This window comes from Pseudomonas sp. 273, from assembly GCF_029201425.1.
GTDB lineage: Bacteria > Pseudomonadota > Gammaproteobacteria > Pseudomonadales > Pseudomonadaceae > Pseudomonas > Pseudomonas delhiensis.
Genome location: NZ_CP116775.1, coordinates 4,933,587 through 4,951,186 on the forward strand (window position 1 = coordinate 4,933,587; position 17,600 = coordinate 4,951,186).

Annotated in this window: 15 protein-coding genes; all 15 read right to left on the reverse strand. The window is 64.4% G+C overall.

All coding sequences use genetic code 11. The features are described from left to right. Positions 1–78: 78 nt before the first annotated feature. Positions 79–2,073, reverse strand: a complete 1,995-nt coding sequence (locus PKO50_RS22435; protein WP_275627260.1) for a nucleoside-diphosphate sugar epimerase/dehydratase — start codon at positions 2,071–2,073, stop codon at positions 79–81. 61 nt (positions 2,074–2,134) lie between these two features. Continuing rightward, a complete protein-coding gene (locus PKO50_RS22440; protein WP_109933276.1) occupies positions 2,135–3,157 on the reverse strand; it encodes a glycosyltransferase family 4 protein in 1,023 nt (340 codons plus the stop codon). Beyond that, positions 3,154–4,113, reverse strand: a complete 960-nt coding sequence (locus PKO50_RS22445) for an SDR family oxidoreductase (RefSeq protein WP_275627261.1) — start codon at positions 4,111–4,113, stop codon at positions 3,154–3,156. The genes PKO50_RS22440 and PKO50_RS22445 overlap by 4 nt, the downstream gene beginning before the upstream one ends. Positions 4,114–4,170: 57 nt before the next feature. After that, positions 4,171–5,325 (reverse strand): tetratricopeptide repeat protein, encoded by a 1,155-nt coding sequence (locus PKO50_RS22450; RefSeq protein ID WP_275627262.1) that lies wholly within the window; start codon positions 5,323–5,325, stop codon positions 4,171–4,173. Positions 5,326–5,331: 6 nt separating this feature from the next. Beyond that, complete coding sequence (locus PKO50_RS22455; protein WP_089393788.1) at positions 5,332–5,634, reverse strand: LapA family protein; 303 nt, start codon at positions 5,632–5,634, stop codon at positions 5,332–5,334. A 28-nt stretch (positions 5,635–5,662) separates the two neighbouring features. Beyond that, the gene (ihfB, locus tag PKO50_RS22460; protein WP_009621012.1) at positions 5,663–5,947 is read right to left on the reverse strand and encodes an integration host factor subunit beta; all 285 of its coding nucleotides are present in this window, start codon (positions 5,945–5,947) and stop codon (positions 5,663–5,665) included. Between the two features lie 135 nt (positions 5,948–6,082). Continuing rightward, complete coding sequence (gene rpsA, locus PKO50_RS22465) at positions 6,083–7,765, reverse strand: 30S ribosomal protein S1 (RefSeq protein WP_109933278.1); 1,683 nt, start codon at positions 7,763–7,765, stop codon at positions 6,083–6,085. A 229-nt stretch (positions 7,766–7,994) separates the two neighbouring features. Then, positions 7,995–9,002 (reverse strand): hypothetical protein, encoded by a 1,008-nt coding sequence (locus PKO50_RS22470; RefSeq protein WP_275627263.1) that lies wholly within the window; start codon positions 9,000–9,002, stop codon positions 7,995–7,997. Between the two features lie 292 nt (positions 9,003–9,294). Continuing rightward, positions 9,295–9,711 (reverse strand): hypothetical protein, encoded by a 417-nt coding sequence (locus tag PKO50_RS22475; protein WP_275627264.1) that lies wholly within the window; start codon positions 9,709–9,711, stop codon positions 9,295–9,297. Further along, positions 9,687–11,057: a glycosyltransferase family 4 protein gene (locus tag PKO50_RS22480; RefSeq protein WP_275627265.1), complete on the reverse strand. Its 1,371-nt coding sequence runs from the start codon at positions 11,055–11,057 to the stop codon at positions 9,687–9,689. Before PKO50_RS22480 ends, PKO50_RS22475 begins: the two co-directional genes overlap by 25 nt. A 38-nt stretch (positions 11,058–11,095) precedes the next feature. After that, a complete protein-coding gene (locus PKO50_RS22485; protein WP_275627266.1) occupies positions 11,096–12,313 on the reverse strand; it encodes a glycosyltransferase family A protein in 1,218 nt (405 codons plus the stop codon). A 48-nt stretch (positions 12,314–12,361) separates the two neighbouring features. Continuing rightward, positions 12,362–13,783 carry a glycosyltransferase gene (locus tag PKO50_RS22490; RefSeq protein WP_275627267.1) on the reverse strand — a complete coding sequence of 474 codons (1,422 nt, stop codon included), beginning with the start codon at positions 13,781–13,783 and terminating at the stop codon, positions 12,362–12,364. Between the two features lie 91 nt (positions 13,784–13,874). Beyond that, complete coding sequence (locus PKO50_RS22495) at positions 13,875–14,621, reverse strand: glycosyltransferase family 2 protein (protein WP_275627268.1); 747 nt, start codon at positions 14,619–14,621, stop codon at positions 13,875–13,877. A 39-nt stretch (positions 14,622–14,660) separates the two neighbouring features. Further along, positions 14,661–16,361 carry a sulfotransferase gene (locus PKO50_RS22500; protein ID WP_275627269.1) on the reverse strand — a complete coding sequence of 567 codons (1,701 nt, stop codon included), beginning with the start codon at positions 16,359–16,361 and terminating at the stop codon, positions 14,661–14,663. Continuing rightward, positions 16,354–17,580, reverse strand: a complete 1,227-nt coding sequence (locus tag PKO50_RS22505; RefSeq protein ID WP_275627270.1) for an ABC transporter ATP-binding protein — start codon at positions 17,578–17,580, stop codon at positions 16,354–16,356. The genes PKO50_RS22500 and PKO50_RS22505 overlap by 8 nt, the downstream gene beginning before the upstream one ends. Positions 17,581–17,600 lie beyond the last annotated feature (20 nt).

Consider the following 17,600-nt stretch of genomic DNA (forward strand, 5'->3'; position numbering starts at 1 on the left):
CAGGGGCTTCCTCGCCGATTGGACGAAGAGCCCCTCCTGCAACAAGGCAGCGTCCGACCGAGTGCCGGCCTTGATCTGTCAGGGTTCCATACGGCGCTGCTGGTGGACCAGGTCGACGATGTCGCCATCCGGGCAGTAGCCGTTGACCGAATCGCGCAGCAGCATGCGCACCTGGGCGTAGTCACCCCGCTCCACCGCCTTCAGCAGCGAGCCCAGCACCGCCTTGAACGCATCCCAGGGCAGCATTTCCTCGTTTGCCTTCATGATCATCGGGTGCTCGGTAGTGCCCACGTCGTCACCGATCAGCAGCTCCTCGTAGAGCTTCTCACCCGGGCGCAGGCCACTGAACTCGATGGCGATGTCGCCATGGGGCGTGCTCTCCGAGCGCACGCTGAGCCCCGACAGGTGGATCATGCGCTGGGCCAGCTCGAGGATCCTCACCGGCTGCCCCATGTCCAGCACGAAGACATCGCCGCCGCGCCCCATGGAGCCCGCCTGGATCACCAGTTGCGCGGCCTCGGGTATGGTCATGAAGTAGCGGGTGATCGCCGGATGGGTGACGGTCACCGGGCCGCCGCGCTTGATCTGCTCGCGGAACAGCGGAATGACCGAGCCGGATGAACCCAGGACGTTGCCGAAGCGCACCATGGTGAAACGGGTCTTGTTCACATGGTGCACGCCGGCCTTGTCGCCGAAGAGCACCGGCGCCGGCTCCTGGCTGAGCGCCTGCAGGATCATCTCGGCCAGGCGCTTGGTGCCGCCCATGACATTGGTCGGGCGCACCGCCTTGTCGGTGGAGATCAGCACGAAGTTCTGCACTCCGGCCTGGATCGAAGCCTGGGCCGCCTGCAACGTGCCCAGCACGTTGTTGAGCACGCCCTCGGAAATGTTGTGCTCGACGATCGGCACGTGCTTGTAGGCGGCCGCATGGTAGACGGTGTTGATCTTCCAGCTGCCCAGCACCTCCAGCAGGCGCTCGGCGCTGCGCACCGAGCCCAGGATGGGCACCAGCTGCACCGGCAGGGACTCGCGGCGGATGCGCTGCTCCAGTTCCTGGTGGATGCGGTAGAGGTTGAACTCGCAGTGCTCGAACAGCACCATCACCGTCGGGCCGCAGCTCAGGATCTGCCGGCACAATTCCGAGCCGATGGAGCCGCCCGCCCCTGTGACCATCACCGCCTGGCCGCGGATGCAGTGCTCCAGCAGCTCCCTGCGCGGAGCCACCGGGTCGCGACCCAGCAGGTCGGCGATGTCCACTTCCTGGATGTCGTCCACCCTCACCCGGCCGTTGGCCAGGTCGATGATGCCGGGCACGCTGCGCACGTGCAGCGGATAGGGTTCCAGCAGCCCGAGGATCTCGCGGCGGCGCGCCCGCGAGGCCGAGGGAATCGCCAGGAGGACCTCCTGGGCGCCGGTCTCCTCGATCATCTGCTGGATATGCTTGGGCTTGAATACCCGCAAGCCGGCGATCACCCGGTTGGCGATCTCGTCGTCGTCATCGATGAACGCCACCGGGCGCATCGCCCGCCCCAGGCGCAGGGCGGCCACCAGCTGGTTGCCCGCGGTACCCGCGCCGTAGACCGCGACCTTGGTCAGGCCATCGTCCTGCTTGAAGAAGGGCACGACCTGGACTGCGCTGTACCAGTCGCCCATGAAGTATTGGCGCATGGCCAGGCGAAGGCCGCCGACCATCAGCAGGCTCAGCCACCAGTAGTTGAGCACCAGGGAACGCGGCACCGCCTCGACGACCGAGCGGTTCCAGTAGACCACCAGCGAAAGCACCAGGGCCGAGATGGTCACCGCCTTCCAGATGGCGATCAGCGCATCGTTGCCCAGGTAGCGCATGACCGCCCGGTACATGCCGAAGCGGATGAACAGCGGTATCGCGATCAGGGGCGCGGCGATGAACAGCCAGGCATGCACGCGGAAGGGGTAGGTCAGGTCGTCCGTACCCAGGCGCACCACGAAAGAAAGCCACAGGGCCAGCCACACCAGGAACACGTCCGTGACCACCTGCAGCATTCGCTTGTAACGTCGGGGCAACCTCAGCAGGCGCTCTCGCAGCATATCCATTCGTCCTTCCCAGTCCGGGAGCGCAGTCTCCCGTTACATTGACCACCATTTCCCATGGAGTTCACTTCGGTTGGCCGTTTTCAGGCCCACCGGCACCCAGCACTGCCACGACCAGCACCAATGGAGCATAGGCAAGAATCAGTCCGGTCACGCCGTCGATCCAGCCCAACGCCACGAAAACGGCGATCGGCGACAGCCATATCAGATTAATCGCAGCCACGGACAGACTGATGGCGCGATGCTGGCCCAGACGCCGCGAAGCACGCTGGTAGGCATGGCTGCGGTGCGCTTCATGCACCCGCTCGCCACGCAGCAAGCGGCGCGCCAGGGTCCAGGTGGCGTCGACCACGAAGGCGCCCAACAGGATCAGCCACGACCAGAACAGCTGCGGAGCCTGCCAAGCCGCCTGCAAGGACAACCCTCCCAGGACGATGCCGAGGAAGCCGCTGCCGGCGTCGCCCATGAAGATTCGCGCAGGCGGGTAGTTCCAGGCCAGGAACCCCGCGGTGGCCGCGGCTAACAGCAGCGGCAGCCAGGCGGCCGAGCCCACCCCTGCCAGCCAGCAACAGAGCGCCGCACCGACGCAGACGGTGATCGCCTCCAGGCTGGCGATGCCATCGATGCCGTCCATGAAGTTGTAGAGGTTCAGCAGCCACACCAGGTAGAACAGCGCCAGCAGCGAACCGAACAGGCCCAGGTCCCAATGGCTGCCGGCGAACGGCAGGGCCGGCACGCCACCCAGCATGTAGAGCAGGAACCCCGCCCCCAGGAAGTGGCCGAGCAGGCGCCAGCGGGCCGGGACGTGGCGATGGTCGTCGACGAAGCCCACCAGGGCGATCCAGCCGCCCGACAGCAGCAGGGCAAGCATGCCGCGCGTATCGGTCAGGCCCATTCCCCAGGACAGCAGCAGCACCAGAAGGAAGCTCAGGACTATCGCCACCCCACCGCCCCTGGGCGTCGGGACACTGTGGGAGCTGCGCTCGTTGGGCACGTCCATCACACTGCGCGCGAGGGCGTAGTGGCGAACCCCGGCGGTGCCGGCCCAGGCCAGCAGCAGGGCGAGAAACGGCAACAGGAAGATCATCGCCGGGCCTCCCGGTACCAGCGAGCCGTCGCCGCCAGCGCCTGGTCGACGCCCACCGGCGGGCGCCAGCCCAGCAGCTCGCGGGTCTTGCCGATATCCACCTGCAACGAGCCCAGCACGCGCTGCGCCTGGGCTCCCCGCCCGAACAACACGGCCAGCCCCTGCAGCAAGGCGACCGGCACCGGCAGCAGCCGCGAACGTACGCCCAGTGCCGCGGCCAGGCGGCGGCACAGCTCGGCGCTGGAAAGGTCCTGGTCGTCGCTGACCAGGAAGACCTGGTTGGCGGCACGCTCGTGCCCCAGGCAGACCCGCAGCAGGTCGACCAGGTTGTCCCTGGCCACCAGGCTCCGCCGGTTGCGCACCCGCGCGAACGGCAAGGGCAATTGCCGCTGCACCGCACGCATCAGGCTGGCGAAGTTGGCCCCCACACCCGGGCCATAGATCAGCGGCGGGCGGATGACCACCCATTCCATTGCACAGTCTTCGGCCAGGCGCGACAGCGCCTGCTCCGCTTCCAGCTTCGACTGGCCGTAGGGGTCGGCCGGCGCCGGCACGTCCTCGGCACGGAACGGCCGGCCGGGCGGCGTCGATTCGCCATTGACCTTGACCGAGCTGATGAAGATGAAGCGCCGCACCCCTGCCGCGGCGGCCTGGCGTGCCAGGTTGAGGGTGCCCTCGACATTGACCGCGCGGAACTCGGCCAGGGGATCGTCCGCGGTTTCGCACATGACATGCACCCGGGCCGCGGCATGGACCACGACGTCCACGCCGGCCAGTGCACCGCTCCAGTCCTGGGTGGCGCTCAGGCCATCGATGGAGTGGACCTCCACGCCGGGGAACTCGCCAGGCAAACGGGAACGCACCGCCACCGCCAGGCGCAACTCCGGTATCGCGGCAAAGGCTTCGAGAACGCCACGCCCGACAAAACCGGTGGCACCGGTCAGAAGTACTTTCAACACCACTCCTAGAGATTCAAGGCGCCGGGGCACCGTCCATGATTTCGGGTACCGGCATCACTGCTGGGGAGCAGCGATCGGCCTGAGCGTATTCCACGCGTGGCAGCCCGGGCATTGCCAGTGCAGCTCGCGCCCGGCGAAACCGCAATTGCCGCAGCGATAGTGCGGCATCGATCGATACAGGCCGAGGATGATCGGCTGCATGTGGGTGAACAGCTCCTGGTCCGCCCTACCGCCGCCCAGCGTACCGAGCATGTCCAGCAACCCTCGCCAGGAAGGTTGTTGCTGGACCTTGGCCAGCAACCGGCCGCGCCAGCCCTGCCCGTCCGCGTCGAGCTGGGCCAGGATCGCCAGCAGCGCCGGCGACGCATCCGGCGCCTCGGCAAGACGGCGCAGGCAGGCGAGGATCTCCGGCTCGGCGCAACACTCGCGGCGCCGCAGCATGGGCAGCAACTCACCGAGAAAACCGGCATCAGCCGCGCAGAGTTCGGTGATGGAAGCATCGGCAGCCTGGAAGTTGCGCTGCCACAGCTCGCAATCCAGGCGCATCAGCAAGGCGCGTACGCACTGGGGGTCGACCCGCCGGGCCTCCTTGAGAAGCTCGCAGGCGCTGTCGCGGTCCCCCCCACGGATGCGCTCCTGGGCCTGCTCGCAATAATAGTTGGCCAGCACCGTCTTCAACTGGGGCCGCCGCCCCACCAGGCGCGCTGCAAGCTCCACTGCACGCGCCCAGTCCTTCTCGCGCTCGGCGATGCGACGCAGTTCGTCCAGCGCCTCCAGCGAGGTGGCCTGGCCGTCACGCCGCATCAGCTCGTCCAGCAACTGCTCGGCGCTGCCAAGCAACCCGCCGGCGATGTAGTCACGGGCGAGTTCGAGGCTGATCTGCGCGGACAGCTCGGTGTTGGCGGACGCCTTGCCCAGCAATTCCTGGTGGATCTGGATGGCCTTCTCGATATCCCCACGGCGGCGGAACAGGTTGCCGACATGAACGTGGCTTTCGAGCGTCTCTTCGTTCAGCGAAAGGCCCTGGGAAAGGCGCTCCAGTGCGTCGTCGGAATGCCGGTCGAGCAGGTTGTGCATGTTGCGCACCCGCTCGCGCAACGCCTCGTCAGCAGAAGCCGGCCGAGACCCCGGGCGCAACGAGCGGCGCCCCAGCCACCAACCGACGGCCAGGGCCAGGACGAACAGCAGCATCGCTACAACGCTGGACATCCCGGATCACTGGGTCTTCAGCGACTGGTCGCGCAGGGCCTGGTTTTCCTTGCGGAAGCGCGATACCTCGGAACGCAGCCCCGAGAGATGCAGGCGCGTGCGCGCCCGGAACGGAATGCTCAGCAGCAGGCCGATGACGCCACCCAGGACGAAGGACAGGGTGATGAAGACCACCAGCGGCCACTCCGGCGTCTGCCAGCCGAGGAAGGCCAGCTGGACCTTCTGCAGGTTCTCCAGGACGAAGACGACGATCACTGCGCATAGCAGGATGGCAGCCAGGAAGGCCAGAAAGCGTTTGAGCCGAAGCATGAAAAATCCTCGATCGTTCTCTAGCCGGCTACACGGGCTCGTTCACCCGATCGCGCAATTCCTTGCCCGGCTTGAAGTGCGGAACGAATTTACCATCCAGGCGCACCGATTCGCCGGTCTTCGGATTCCGGCCGACGCGCGGTGCACGGTAATGCAGAGAGAAACTGCCGAACCCACGGATCTCGATGCGATCGCCGGTCGCCAGAGCCTGGGACATCTGCTCAAGCATGGTCTTGATCGCCAACTCCACGTCCTTTGCGGAAAGCTGCCCCTGATGGGTGACGATTCTCTCGATCAACTCCGACTTGGTCATGGTTTTCCCTTCTTTTTCAAGCGGCTAGATCAGCTCTAGGTTCTTTTAGCACGCAGCTCAAGCTTTGAACAGCCTAAAGGAGGGAAAACGAAAAAGGGCGACCGAAGTCGCCCTTTTTCTTGGAAGAATCAGGACTTAGCCCTGGTTCTCCATTTGCGCACGAATCAGATCACCAATGGTGGTCGGACCGGTGCTTTCTACTTCCTGCTTGCTACGCAGCTCTTTCATCGCATCCTTCTCGTCATCGACGTCCTTGGACTTGATGGAGAGGCTGATGACGCGGCTCTTGCGGTCGATGCTGATGATCTTGGCTTCGACTTCTTCGCCTTCCTTCAGCACGTTGCGGGCGTCTTCGACGCGGTCGCGGCTGATTTCGGAGGCTTTCAGGATGCCTTCGATGTCGTCGCCCAGGCTGATGACAGCGCCCTTGGCGTCAACTTCCTTGACGATACCGCGGACGATGCTGCCCTTCTCATGCTGGCCGGCGTAGCTGGAGAACGGATCGTCTTCCAGTTGCTTGATGCCCAGGGAGATGCGCTCGCGCTCCGGATCGACGGAGAGGATGACGGTTTCCAGCTCGTCGCCCTTCTTGAAGCGACGCACGGCTTCTTCACCGGCTTCGTTCCAGGAGATGTCGGACAGGTGAACCAGACCGTCGATGCCGCCTTCCAGGCCGATGAAGATACCGAAATCGGTGATCGACTTGATGGTGCCGGAGATCTTGTCGCCCTTGTTGAAGCGGCTGGAGAAATCTTCCCACGGGTTGGACTTGCACTGCTTGATGCCCAGGGAGATACGACGACGCTCTTCGTCGATGTCCAGAACCTGAACTTCCACTTCGTCGCCAACCTGAACGACTTTCGACGGGTGGATGTTCTTGTTGGTCCAGTCCATTTCGGAGACGTGTACCAGGCCTTCCACGCCCTCTTCCAGCTCGGCGAAGCAGCCGTAGTCGGTGAGGTTGGTGACGCGGGCCATGACGCGGGTGCCTTCCGGGTAACGAGCCTTGATGGCAACCCACGGGTCTTCGCCCAGTTGCTTCAGGCCCAGGGATACGCGGTTGCGCTCGCGGTCGAACTTCAGAACCTTGACATCGATCTCGTCGCCGACGTTGACGATTTCCGACGGGTGCTTGATGCGCTTCCAAGCCATGTCGGTGATGTGCAGCAGGCCGTCTACGCCGCCCAGGTCCACGAATGCGCCGTAGTCGGTGAGGTTCTTGACGATACCCTTGACTTGCTGGCCTTCCTGCAGGGATTCCAGCAGGGCTTCGCGCTCGGCGCTGTTCTCGGCTTCCAGGACGCTACGACGGGAAACGACAACGTTGTTGCGCTTCTGGTCCAGCTTGATGACCTTGAACTCGAGCTCTTTGCCTTCCAGGTGGGTGGTATCACGCACCGGACGGACATCGACCAGGGAACCCGGCAGGAACGCGCGGATGCCGCTGACGTCGACGGTGAAGCCACCCTTGACCTTGCCGTTGATAACGCCCTTGACCACTTCATCAGCGTTGAAGGCAGCTTCCAGAACCAGCCAGGATTCGGCACGCTTGGCTTTCTCGCGGGACAGCTTGGTTTCACCGAAGCCATCTTCAACCGCGTCCAGCGCAACGTGGACTTCGTCACCCACCTTGATGGTCAGCTCGCCCTGTTCGTTGTAGAACTGCTCGACCGGGATGACGCCCTCGGACTTCAGGCCGGCATGCACGGTGACCCAGTCACCGTCGATGTCGACCACGATGCCGGTGATGATGGCACCCGGCTGCATGTCGAGGGATTTCAGACTTTCTTCAAAGAGTTCTGCGAAGCTTTCGCTCATGTTTATACCTGTAGTCAAAGGCCTGTAGGCCCGGCTCCGCGCCACCAGCGAACGCGGTCAAGTGATGAAAAAGAAGCCAGCAGGATCGAGACTGGTATCCTGCCGGCCCCTGGCCGCGCCCGGCCGAAGCCGGGCACTCCATATTCAGTTTTTACGGGTTGCTCCGCCAGATAGGGACGAAAGCCTCCCAATACAAGGTCTGGAATGGTAGCAACCGCCACCCATCACGTCAATCGGCGGGCGCCGCGCGACAGCGTTCCAGCAGTCGCCGTATCCAGCGCAGCGGCGCGGTGACACGCCAGGAAGAACTGTCGTACAGTGCCTGCACCTCGCGCTGGGCAGCCAAGGTTTCTTGTCTCGCCTGGTTGGCCAGACGGAATGCCGTGGAGACATCCTCGCGCCCGACAGCAAGCTGCCGACTCGCCTCACCGAGTGCCTCTCCCATCGCCGCCAGGCGCTCTTCCAGCGCACGGCCGTAGTCTTGCTTTTCTTCGAGTTGCCGCTCGAACCATACCTTCTCCTTGAGCCGCACCGCCTCGCTTTCCTGCACAGAGGCCTCCAGCGTGGCGATCCAAGCCCCCAATTCGGCTTCACGGGCGGCGAAGTAGCTCTTATCCCGTTGCAGGCACTCCCCGTCAGCGACTTCCTGGCGGCCGCAATGGCGTATCAACGGCCAAAGCTCAGAGAAATCGCGCTCCACCGCGCGGAACAGCCGGGAGAATTCCTCGTCGCCAGGCTGTAACTCATCCCGCGCCAGCTTGCCCAGCAACTGGTACAGCCGTAGCAGGGCCGGAAAGCCATCCTCATGGGCGCGCAAGGCTGCGTCATCGAAATGGCCATGGCGCAAGTCCTGGGTGAGTACCTGCTCGCCGAACTCGGTATAGGTCCGCTCGTCAAAACCCAGTCCGAGCCGCTCGGCCATTCGCCGCAGCGTTGCGCGTGGTCCATCCACTAGGCAGTCATAGTCGACGACCAGCATATGCCGGGAGCTGGCGAAGTACAGGGCCCGGTAACTGTATTCGTACCAGAGCAACAGGCCCTTGCTGAGCGAGAAGGCATCCCGTCGCAATAGCGATGTAGCCACACTGAGGGGGTTGCGTACGGGCAGAACGAACGACAACTCGACGTCCAGCTCCTCCAGTACCGGCGCCCAGACGTCCATCAGGCGCGGCAGGCGTGGGTCCTTTATGCCGAACTGCGCATGGCTGCCCAGGCGCGCGTCCAGCAGCTCGACCAACGCCTGGCGTACCTCGGGATAGCCTGCAGCCGCCAACAAGCGTTGCACCTCGAAGCCCGGCGAGGAAGACGGCCCCCTACCAGGGCATGAAGGCGCTCGTTCAACTCGACGATTTGCCAATCCTCCCAGAAGCCCTTGGGATTGTCGTTCCGGGGGGCCAAGAGGAAGTTGCCGAACTCCACGCCCAGGCATTCCAGAGCAGCAGACATGACGCTGGTCCCGGAACGATGCATACCCAGAACGACGATGACACGCTTTTTCATTCGATGTTTTTCCATTTTCATTCAATGCCTCAATTGCGCCGCTCCTTCACGCGCAACAGCGCCGAGCCATGGATACCGACGTATAGCGTCGCCTTGACGAACGTTGTCAGCAGTCGCTGCAAGCGGCCCTGCCGGAAAAGCCCGCAGCGCGCCAACAGGCGCCGGCAGCGCCACTGCCAGCGCAAGCGGGCGAGTGCCAGCGAGCGCTGCCTCGCCGATTGCCGCCCCGCTCGGGGCACGGGTAGCTGGACGGCCTGTTCCAGCAAGGTGAGTAGACGCTGGCCGAAGGCCCGCGCATCGAAGTGCCGGAGCACGCGTTCCCGGGCCCGCGCGCCCATGTCGCGCAACAACAACGGATCCTTCAGCAAGCGACCCAGGGCTGCCGCGTAGTCGCTCGCCGGGTCCCGGCTCCGCGGCCCGATCAGGCAGCCACAGGTGGCGTCCACCAGTTCCGCCTGCCCCCCACGTTCGAGGCCACCACAGGCAGCGCGCAGGCCATGGCCTCATACAACACCAGGGCGATGCCTTCCGCCTCCGAGGGCAGGAAGAGCAGGTCCGACGCCTGCAAGGCGCGTCGCAAGCCGTCCTCGTCGAGCCAGCCCAGCCAGCGGACCCGCTCCTCCAGGTGCAGGTGCTGCAGGTCACGCCGCAGGTCGGCCGCCAGTTCGCCATCGCCGATCACCAGGGCCAGGAACTCCTGGCCGCTGTCGGCCAGCTTGCGCAGGCTCGCCGCGAACAGGTCCGGGCGCTTCTGCCGGCAGAGCCGGCCGGCGTAGACGATGACCGGGGTTCGCCGGGCTATCCCGAAGGCCTGGCGAAACTGCCGCCGGGCCTGCGTATCGGGGCGCCAGCGCTGCGCATCGGCGAACCAGTGCAGCACTTCCACCCGCTGTGCGGCGACCCCCCGCGCCAGCATCCACTGTCGCAGATGCCGCGAAACTACCCAGTGGCGAAGCATTTCGGCGTCATGCCGCACCGCCAACCCCGGATAGCCGCCGGCGCCCCAGCCCTCCTCCATATGGTTCAGGTCGATCACCGGCAGCTGGGGCATTTGGCCGCGCAGTGTCGGAAGCAGGTCGTAACCGAGGCGACAGTTGGACAGCAACAGCAGGTCCGGCATGCGGCTTTCCAGTAGGTGAAGCAGGAATTCCTTGACGCTGGCGGCGGCGAGGAAGCGAGGCAGCACCAGCACGTCGTCGCTCAGTTCGCGGAATCGCGGCGCCCAGGCATGGGCCGCCTCCAGCGTGGCAACGACGCTGAGCGTCCAGCCCTGCCCGAGCAGTTGGCGAGCAATATCCAGATTGCAGCGGTCGGCTCCACCCGGCTCCAGCCAGGGCAACAACATCAGCAGGTGCCGGCCACCGGGCGGACCAGCGGTTACCGGCGGCGCTTCGACGCCGGCTGCACCACGCAGCCAGCAGGGCTGCCTCGCGGGCGGGTGGCGCCGGGCCGACAGCCGGGCATCGGCTCCGGGCGATCCGTCGTAGACCACGCACCTTGCTCGTGGATGACCACGCAGAAACCACCAGAGCTGCTCGAAGGCCCGCGGCACAAGCCAGGGCTCAGGTTCATCCAGGCGTATCCAGGCCACGCAGGCGGGGCTCTGGGTCCACAGCCGCACCTGCTCCTCGCTTGCCAGCAAGCGGATGCGTGCCTCCTGGCGCAGATCCCACGGAAGCTTTACGCCGACAACCAGCCACTGCCAGGCGGCGAGCGACTGGCTACGGAGCTGCACCGCCATGTTCTGCAGCACAGAATCGCCGCACGGTGCGCGGGTGACTACGACCAGCATCGGAGCGCAGCCTCCCGGCGCGCCCTCCCCGGCGACTCTCATGGTCGAACCTCGGGGAACACCGCGACAACCTTGCGGGTGGCATGGAAATTCGCGACGAAAGCCGGCCATTGGCAGGGCTCCAACAGAGCTGGCAGGCGATAGATGATTTCTGCCCGCCGCTGCAGCCAGAGAGGCACCGGTGCTTCATGCTCGACGATCAGTTGCAGCGAGAACGTCTCCAGGCGTGATCCCAGGCGGCAGCGTTCGGCATCGTCGAGATCGCGCAGGTGGACCAGGATCACAGCCGGGAACTCCCGGTACTGCTCGGGGCGCGCGAGGTTGCAAAAGGGATCGGCCACAACCTGCTGGCGGTAACTCTCGATCAGCCGCCTGCGCCTGGCAGGCGTCTCGAAGAAGTCCAGGTGAGCCCGGCGCAATGCGCGGTACGCGCGCAGAGGCCGGCGGTTGATCAGCGACAGACGGCTGCCTGCATGCCGGCGATAGAAGAACAGGGGCTCGCCGATGACCCGCCCACGCACACCCGCATCGGCCAGGCGCAACCAGTAATCCCAGTCCTCATGCAGGCCACGTTCTCGGGTGAAGCCATCCACCGTGAGCCAGTCCTCGCGATGGAATACAGCGGAAATCCCGAGGTGATTGACGTAGCGGAGCAGATCGGGGTCCAGGTCGCGGGTCTTGACCAGGCGCTCTTCGTCACCGCACACCTGCATCCAACTGTGCGCCAGCCGCGTTCCTGCCTCCCCTTCCAGCAGAACGACGCACTTCTCCAGGTAGTCGGGCGCCAGCCAGTCGTCAGCGTCCAGGCAACACACATAGCGCCCCCTGGCTTGCGCCACGCCGGCATTGCGCGCAGCCCCGGGGCCGGCATTGTCCTGCTGCAGCAGCTTCAACCCCGTCCAGCGCTGCAGGCGGGCCAGCAGACGAAGCGTGTGGCGTTCGTCGGAGCCGTCGTCGACGACTATCACCTCGACATCCTGCAGCGTCTGCTCCCGCAGACTGCGCAAGGCCCGGAGCAGGTAGACACCATAGTTGAAGCAGGGAATCACCACGCTGAGCAGCGGCCGCTGCGACGACCAAGGCCGCGCCGGACAAATCTGGCGCACCAGCCCTTCGCGTGAACGGCGCCGACCGAGCAATGCATACAGCGCCCGCCGGCCAGGCTCCCCAGCCAATCGGACGAGCCCCGGTCGCAGGAGGAAGACCAGGCAGTCGCCCAGGAGGCACAATCGCCGCAAGAACAGGCTCCCGCTCATCGGCTCACCCCATAGCGCCAGGCCGTGGCAAATAACCCGGCAGCGCCATCACTCTGCGCTCGAACGCCGTCCAACTGTGGCGCTCACGCAGTCGCGCCTGGGCGGTCGCCACCTTGTCGGCGGCGGCGGCGGGGTCATCGAGTACGGCCCGTATGGCTTGCACATAGGCCTGGCTCCCCGCACCGGGCTCCAGTGGATAACCGCTACGCTCGTCCAGCAACTCGGCGATGCCCCCACGGTTTCGGCAACGATCGGCAAACCAACTGCGCTGGCCTCCAGCAAGACGTTTGGCAAGCCGTCGTACAAGGAGGTATAGAGGAACAGGTCATAGGCCCCGCCACCGGCCAGTTCGGCGAAGCTGTCGAAGCGACCGCCCAGGTGCAGGTTGGGCAAGGCCCTCAGCTCGCGCAGCAGCGTCGATGGGCAACTGCCGTCAGCATCGCCATGGACCTCGAACGATACCTCGGGCATGGCCCTGGCGATCTCCAGGAGCAACTCCGGACGTTTCTGTGCCGCGAGGCGGCTGGCCCACAGTACCCGTTGCCCTCCCGTCGGCGCGTGCGCCCGTAGCGCGGACAAGGTGCAGGGAAAATATAAGGCATGCATGCGCTCGGCGGGCAGGCCGTCGCGGCGCTGGATTTCATCAAGGAAGGTCTGATTGTCCGACAGTATTCCACTTAGGACGCCCCAGGCCTTGGGCAGATAGTCGGTGGCATAACTGCAGCGGATGCCATGACGGTCGAAATCGTCGCAATAGACACTGGCGAATAGTCGTTTGCCAAGCACGACCAGTTGCCTGCCAAAGCGTTCGACGACCTGCCAGCCGAGCTCGGAGTTAATCAGATGGAAAGAACGAGCCGGCGTCTGCAGCAACAGACGCAATAGTATCTGGCGGCGGTCGTCGTCACTGGCATGGCGGGTCAACTGGCCGAATTCGACCACCCTGACCTGCTCCGGCAGGAGTTTGATCCAGGGCGAGGAGACATCGCGGGTGAGCACCACTGTCACCCGTAGCCCATGCTCGATGCACAACCGGACATGGTGCGACAAGCCGAGATCCGCGCCGCCACGCATGACGTGAGGTGCCAGAAAGACCATGTGGGGCGCCCAGCCGACAAGATCATCGAACATTTCCCGATACAACATTGCCGGGTAAGGATCGGCGGGCGGCTGCCAGTGCCGATATCCGGCCAGGCGCTCCACGCTGGGATAAAGCGCCGGCTCGATAGAAGCCAACGCCTGCATTTCTTCGATGATCCACTCCGGCAACACGGTGCCGTCCCCACTGGCCTGCTGCTGGGATGTCTCCGCAGGCAAGGTCAGGTACCGGTATTTCAGCCTGTCGCACAGGCGAATGATCAGCTGAACCTGACGCTCGCTCATGTGCCGCCGAAGCAGCGGCATACAACGATGGAAACTCCTGCGCGCACAACGCTCGACCAGCAGCTTGAACTTCACCTTTACGAGCATTGCAACCTCTCGGCAACGGACGACACCGATACCAGCCCCACTACCCAGCCGGACTTTCTTGGAATTGCCATTTGCCACTTTCCTCCCTGACTCAATAGAGCTCGAAGCTGCAGTTCTCGAAGAAGCGACTTGGGCGCAATACCGCCTGCCTGGCATTCATGTCCACCAGCATCGAATCCTGCTTGCGCCGGTAGAAAAGGGCTGTCCGCTCCGCCACCGTGTGGAGGCGGCCAGAGGCAATGACCTCGAGCCCCCAATGCCAGTCCTCGTAGCCAAAACCGGTCTCCCGGAACCGGGTTGGCTGGTAAGGAATGGCCCGGAACACTGCCTTGCTGGCGAATACCACTGCCGTCCAGGGATGGCACTTGAAGCAGTTGGCGATGCTGTAGTTATCGCGCAACTGGTCGACGGCCCGCCCCAGAGTCTGGATGGCACCATGGCTGACGGTGTACTCGGGATGCACCACCGCCCGATCGCCGTTGGCCCGGGCGACGGCCAGCGCGGCCGTCAACCAGTTGCTGCTGCAGTAGTCGTCGCCATCCAGGAATCCGAGGTAGTCCCCGGCGGCGCATGCCACCCCGAAATTACGTGCCAGCCCGAGATCACCGAACTCAACTTCCTGCACTTGGTCGCCCACGCACAGTACGGGGTGCCCCTGGACGATTCGCCGGGTGTCGTCATCCGCGCAGTCGAGCACCGCTATCAATTGCACACTGATACCGGCGCTTTCCGCCTGCCGGCGCATACGCTGGAACCCCCACAGGCTCCACTGGGCCAACACGCCTTCGGCATGAAAGTTCATCACCAGACTCAGATCACACACGTCTTTCACACCCATAGTTCCATTCCCGCGTTCCGCGGCCCGGCCGACCCCGTGCTACAGGACATACCGAAATTTCTCCGCGACCTCGGCCACCACAGTGGCGATGAGCTCGCGCTCCTCCTGATCCATGGCTACCTGCCAGCGCACCGGCTCCAATGCCGGCAGGGGCCCATCCGCCACTAGGCACTCGGCCCGCTCCCGCGGCGCACCCAGCAGATCCTCGTAACGCAACCAGCGCAGCGCGTCGCCAGCATCCAGCAGTTGCCAAGCAAGGTAGCGCCACCACAGCGCTCGGCGTAGCGGCAGGCATTGGGTTCGGGTTATCTCGAGCAGCGCCTTGCGCTGCCAGCCAGTCAACCCCGGATCGTCCGGATGCCCCAACGGCTGTTCTTGCACTGCGGCGTTGCGCAGGTGCTCGAAGGTTCGCGCCCAGGAGTCCAGGCAGTCATAGGGATGACGGATCAGGGCGACGCAACGGACCCAAGGCATCACCTGCCGGATCGCCGAGAGGCGTGCGAGATACGCCAGGGTGTTCTTGGTACCGAGGGTGAATGCGGGGCTGCATGCCTGCGCGCGATAGGCGGTGGCCTGGTCATATCCCCGTGCGGTATCGTCGAGCAGGCGGCCGTCCCGATGCTTGTTCGGCACCGCCCGGCCGGCCAGCAACTCTCGGCGCATCTCGGCGTAGAGCCGGGGAATGCCCCAGGGCCGGGGATTTTCCAACAGTGCCGGAAAGATTGCCGCCGGCTCGTTGATGATCACGGTGTCTTCGCGCTCGGAAAGCAAGCGGCAGAAGTAGCTGGTACCGCTGCGTGGCAACCCGGTGATGAGCAGGTCCACGGCGGTCCGCGGTGGCTCGACGACCGGACGCCTTTGCAGCAGCGCCGTCCAGCGCGGGTCCTGGCGCAGCACCTCGCCGAGCGACGGCCAGTCCTGCAGCAGCGCCTGCAGGTCGTCCAGCAGGGACGGCTCGCGCAGCAACGAGGCAGGGTCGTGGTAATGGCAGAACAGCGGCTGGTTTCCCGCCGACCAGGGTTTCAGGTGCAAGGGGAAGTTGTAGCGCTCGGTGAGCACCCGTGGACGATAGCCCAGTTGCTGGAGCGCCAGGGGCAAGGCCAGTTGATCGAGCCATGGCCATTTGTGCTCGACCCCTGCGGTTACCTGTATCCGCTCGGCGAGCGCCAGCCAGCGCTCGGCCAGGCGCGGAGCATTGCGCACCCAGATGAAACCGGCATTGTAGTAAGGCGGCATTACCTCTTCGCTGCAACTGGTCAGCACCTTGGCCGCCGGCAGCTCGAGCTCCGCCAGTTCGTACAGGGGCCTCCAATAGTCCACATCGCTCGGTACCAGTGCCATGTCGGCGGGCTTGAGCGCAGCATCGAAGCGGCTTAGATCATCGAAGTCTGGCGTCGCCAGACAATACATGTCGCTATCGAGGAACAGGGTATGGCCCTGCTCCTCACCCAATGCCAGGGCGGCGAACTTGTTGCCGATGGGATAAGAGGCGCCAAACGGATTGTCGATTTCCCGCAACTCGATATTCAGCTGGTGGTACAGCCGATACGATGCCGCGCTCAACTCTCCCCACTGGGCAGCCGGGCGGGCCAGCGCGGCGACGAGCCTGGCCTGCGGACCAAGCCTGGCACGCAAGGATACCGCCAGCATGGCTGCCTTGAATTCCAGCTCACCGCCATGCACGACGAAAACTACAGTGCAAGGCACGTCAGGCACCGCCGGGGAATCTCTATCAGTCATGAACGGGCAGTGCCTCGAAATGGCCGCGCAGGTTGACCACCGCATCGAAGCGCTTGTGCGCACTGAGAATGCGCAAAATGGCAGCATTTACCTGTTTGTCGAGCAGTTCGCAGAGGCTATCCGAACGAGCATCGTCCAACCGCAGCGTCAGTGAGTAATCGCCGGCCTGCAAATCGCCGGTGAAACTGATGCAGGCACGCAGTCGCCCGTCCTCATGCACCGGAAGCTCGACCCCCTGATGCGAGTTACTGAGTGCATAGAGGTTGTAACCGCGCAGATCCCGCAGAATCAGGGTGAGCCTGGGACGCTTCACCGGCTGGAACAATTGCGCCGACACCTCGACGACGATGAGTTCCCCGCTTTCGAAACAATGCCGTGCCTCCCCTGTCCCATTGAGCCGCAGTCCCAGGATTCGTCCCTTGCCGTTACCGAACGCCAACCCTGCGCCACCGAGTACAGGGGCGGCCTGTTGCCCGTCCTCGTCTCCTATGCCGGAAGCAATCAAGCCGTCGCGCTGGTAGAGCTCGCAAGCCGTCTCGCAATCGCCGTCGAATGCAACCCGGCCTTCTTTCAGGTAGATCGCTCGACTGCAATAGTTTTTGATCAACTGCGCATCATGGGAGACCAGCAAGATGGTCACGCCCCTGGCCAACAACTCGTCCAGCCTGCTCAGGCATTTGAACTGGAAGGCGGCGTCGCCAACCGCAAGGGCCTCGTCGACGATCAGCAGGTCGGCGTCGACATGGGCATTCAGGGCGAAAGCCAGGCGGACGTACATCCCGCTCGAGTAGGTTTTGACTGGTTGGTCGATAAAGGGGCCTATGTCGGCGAACGCGATGATCTCTTCCAGTTTTCCGGCGATTTCCTCACGGCTCATGCCGAGCAGCATGGCGTTGAAGATCACGTTGTCCCGCCCGCTATGCTCGGGGTCGAACCCCATCCCCAGTTCCAGCAGTGCGGCTACCCGACCATGGACCTGCGCCTTGCCCCGGGACGCGCGCAAGGTCCCCGCGATGATCTGCAGCAGGGTCGACTTTCCTGAGCCATTCCGACCGATGATGCCCACCACCTCACCTGCCGACACCTGGAGCGAAACCTCACGCAAGGCCCAGAACTCGCGGTGAAAGCTGAAACGCTTGCCGAACAGCGCCTGTAGGAAACGCTTGCCGGGGCTGTCGAACAGATGGAAACACTTCCCAAGTCCGTCAACCTGGATCATGGGGTATCGCTCAACACTCA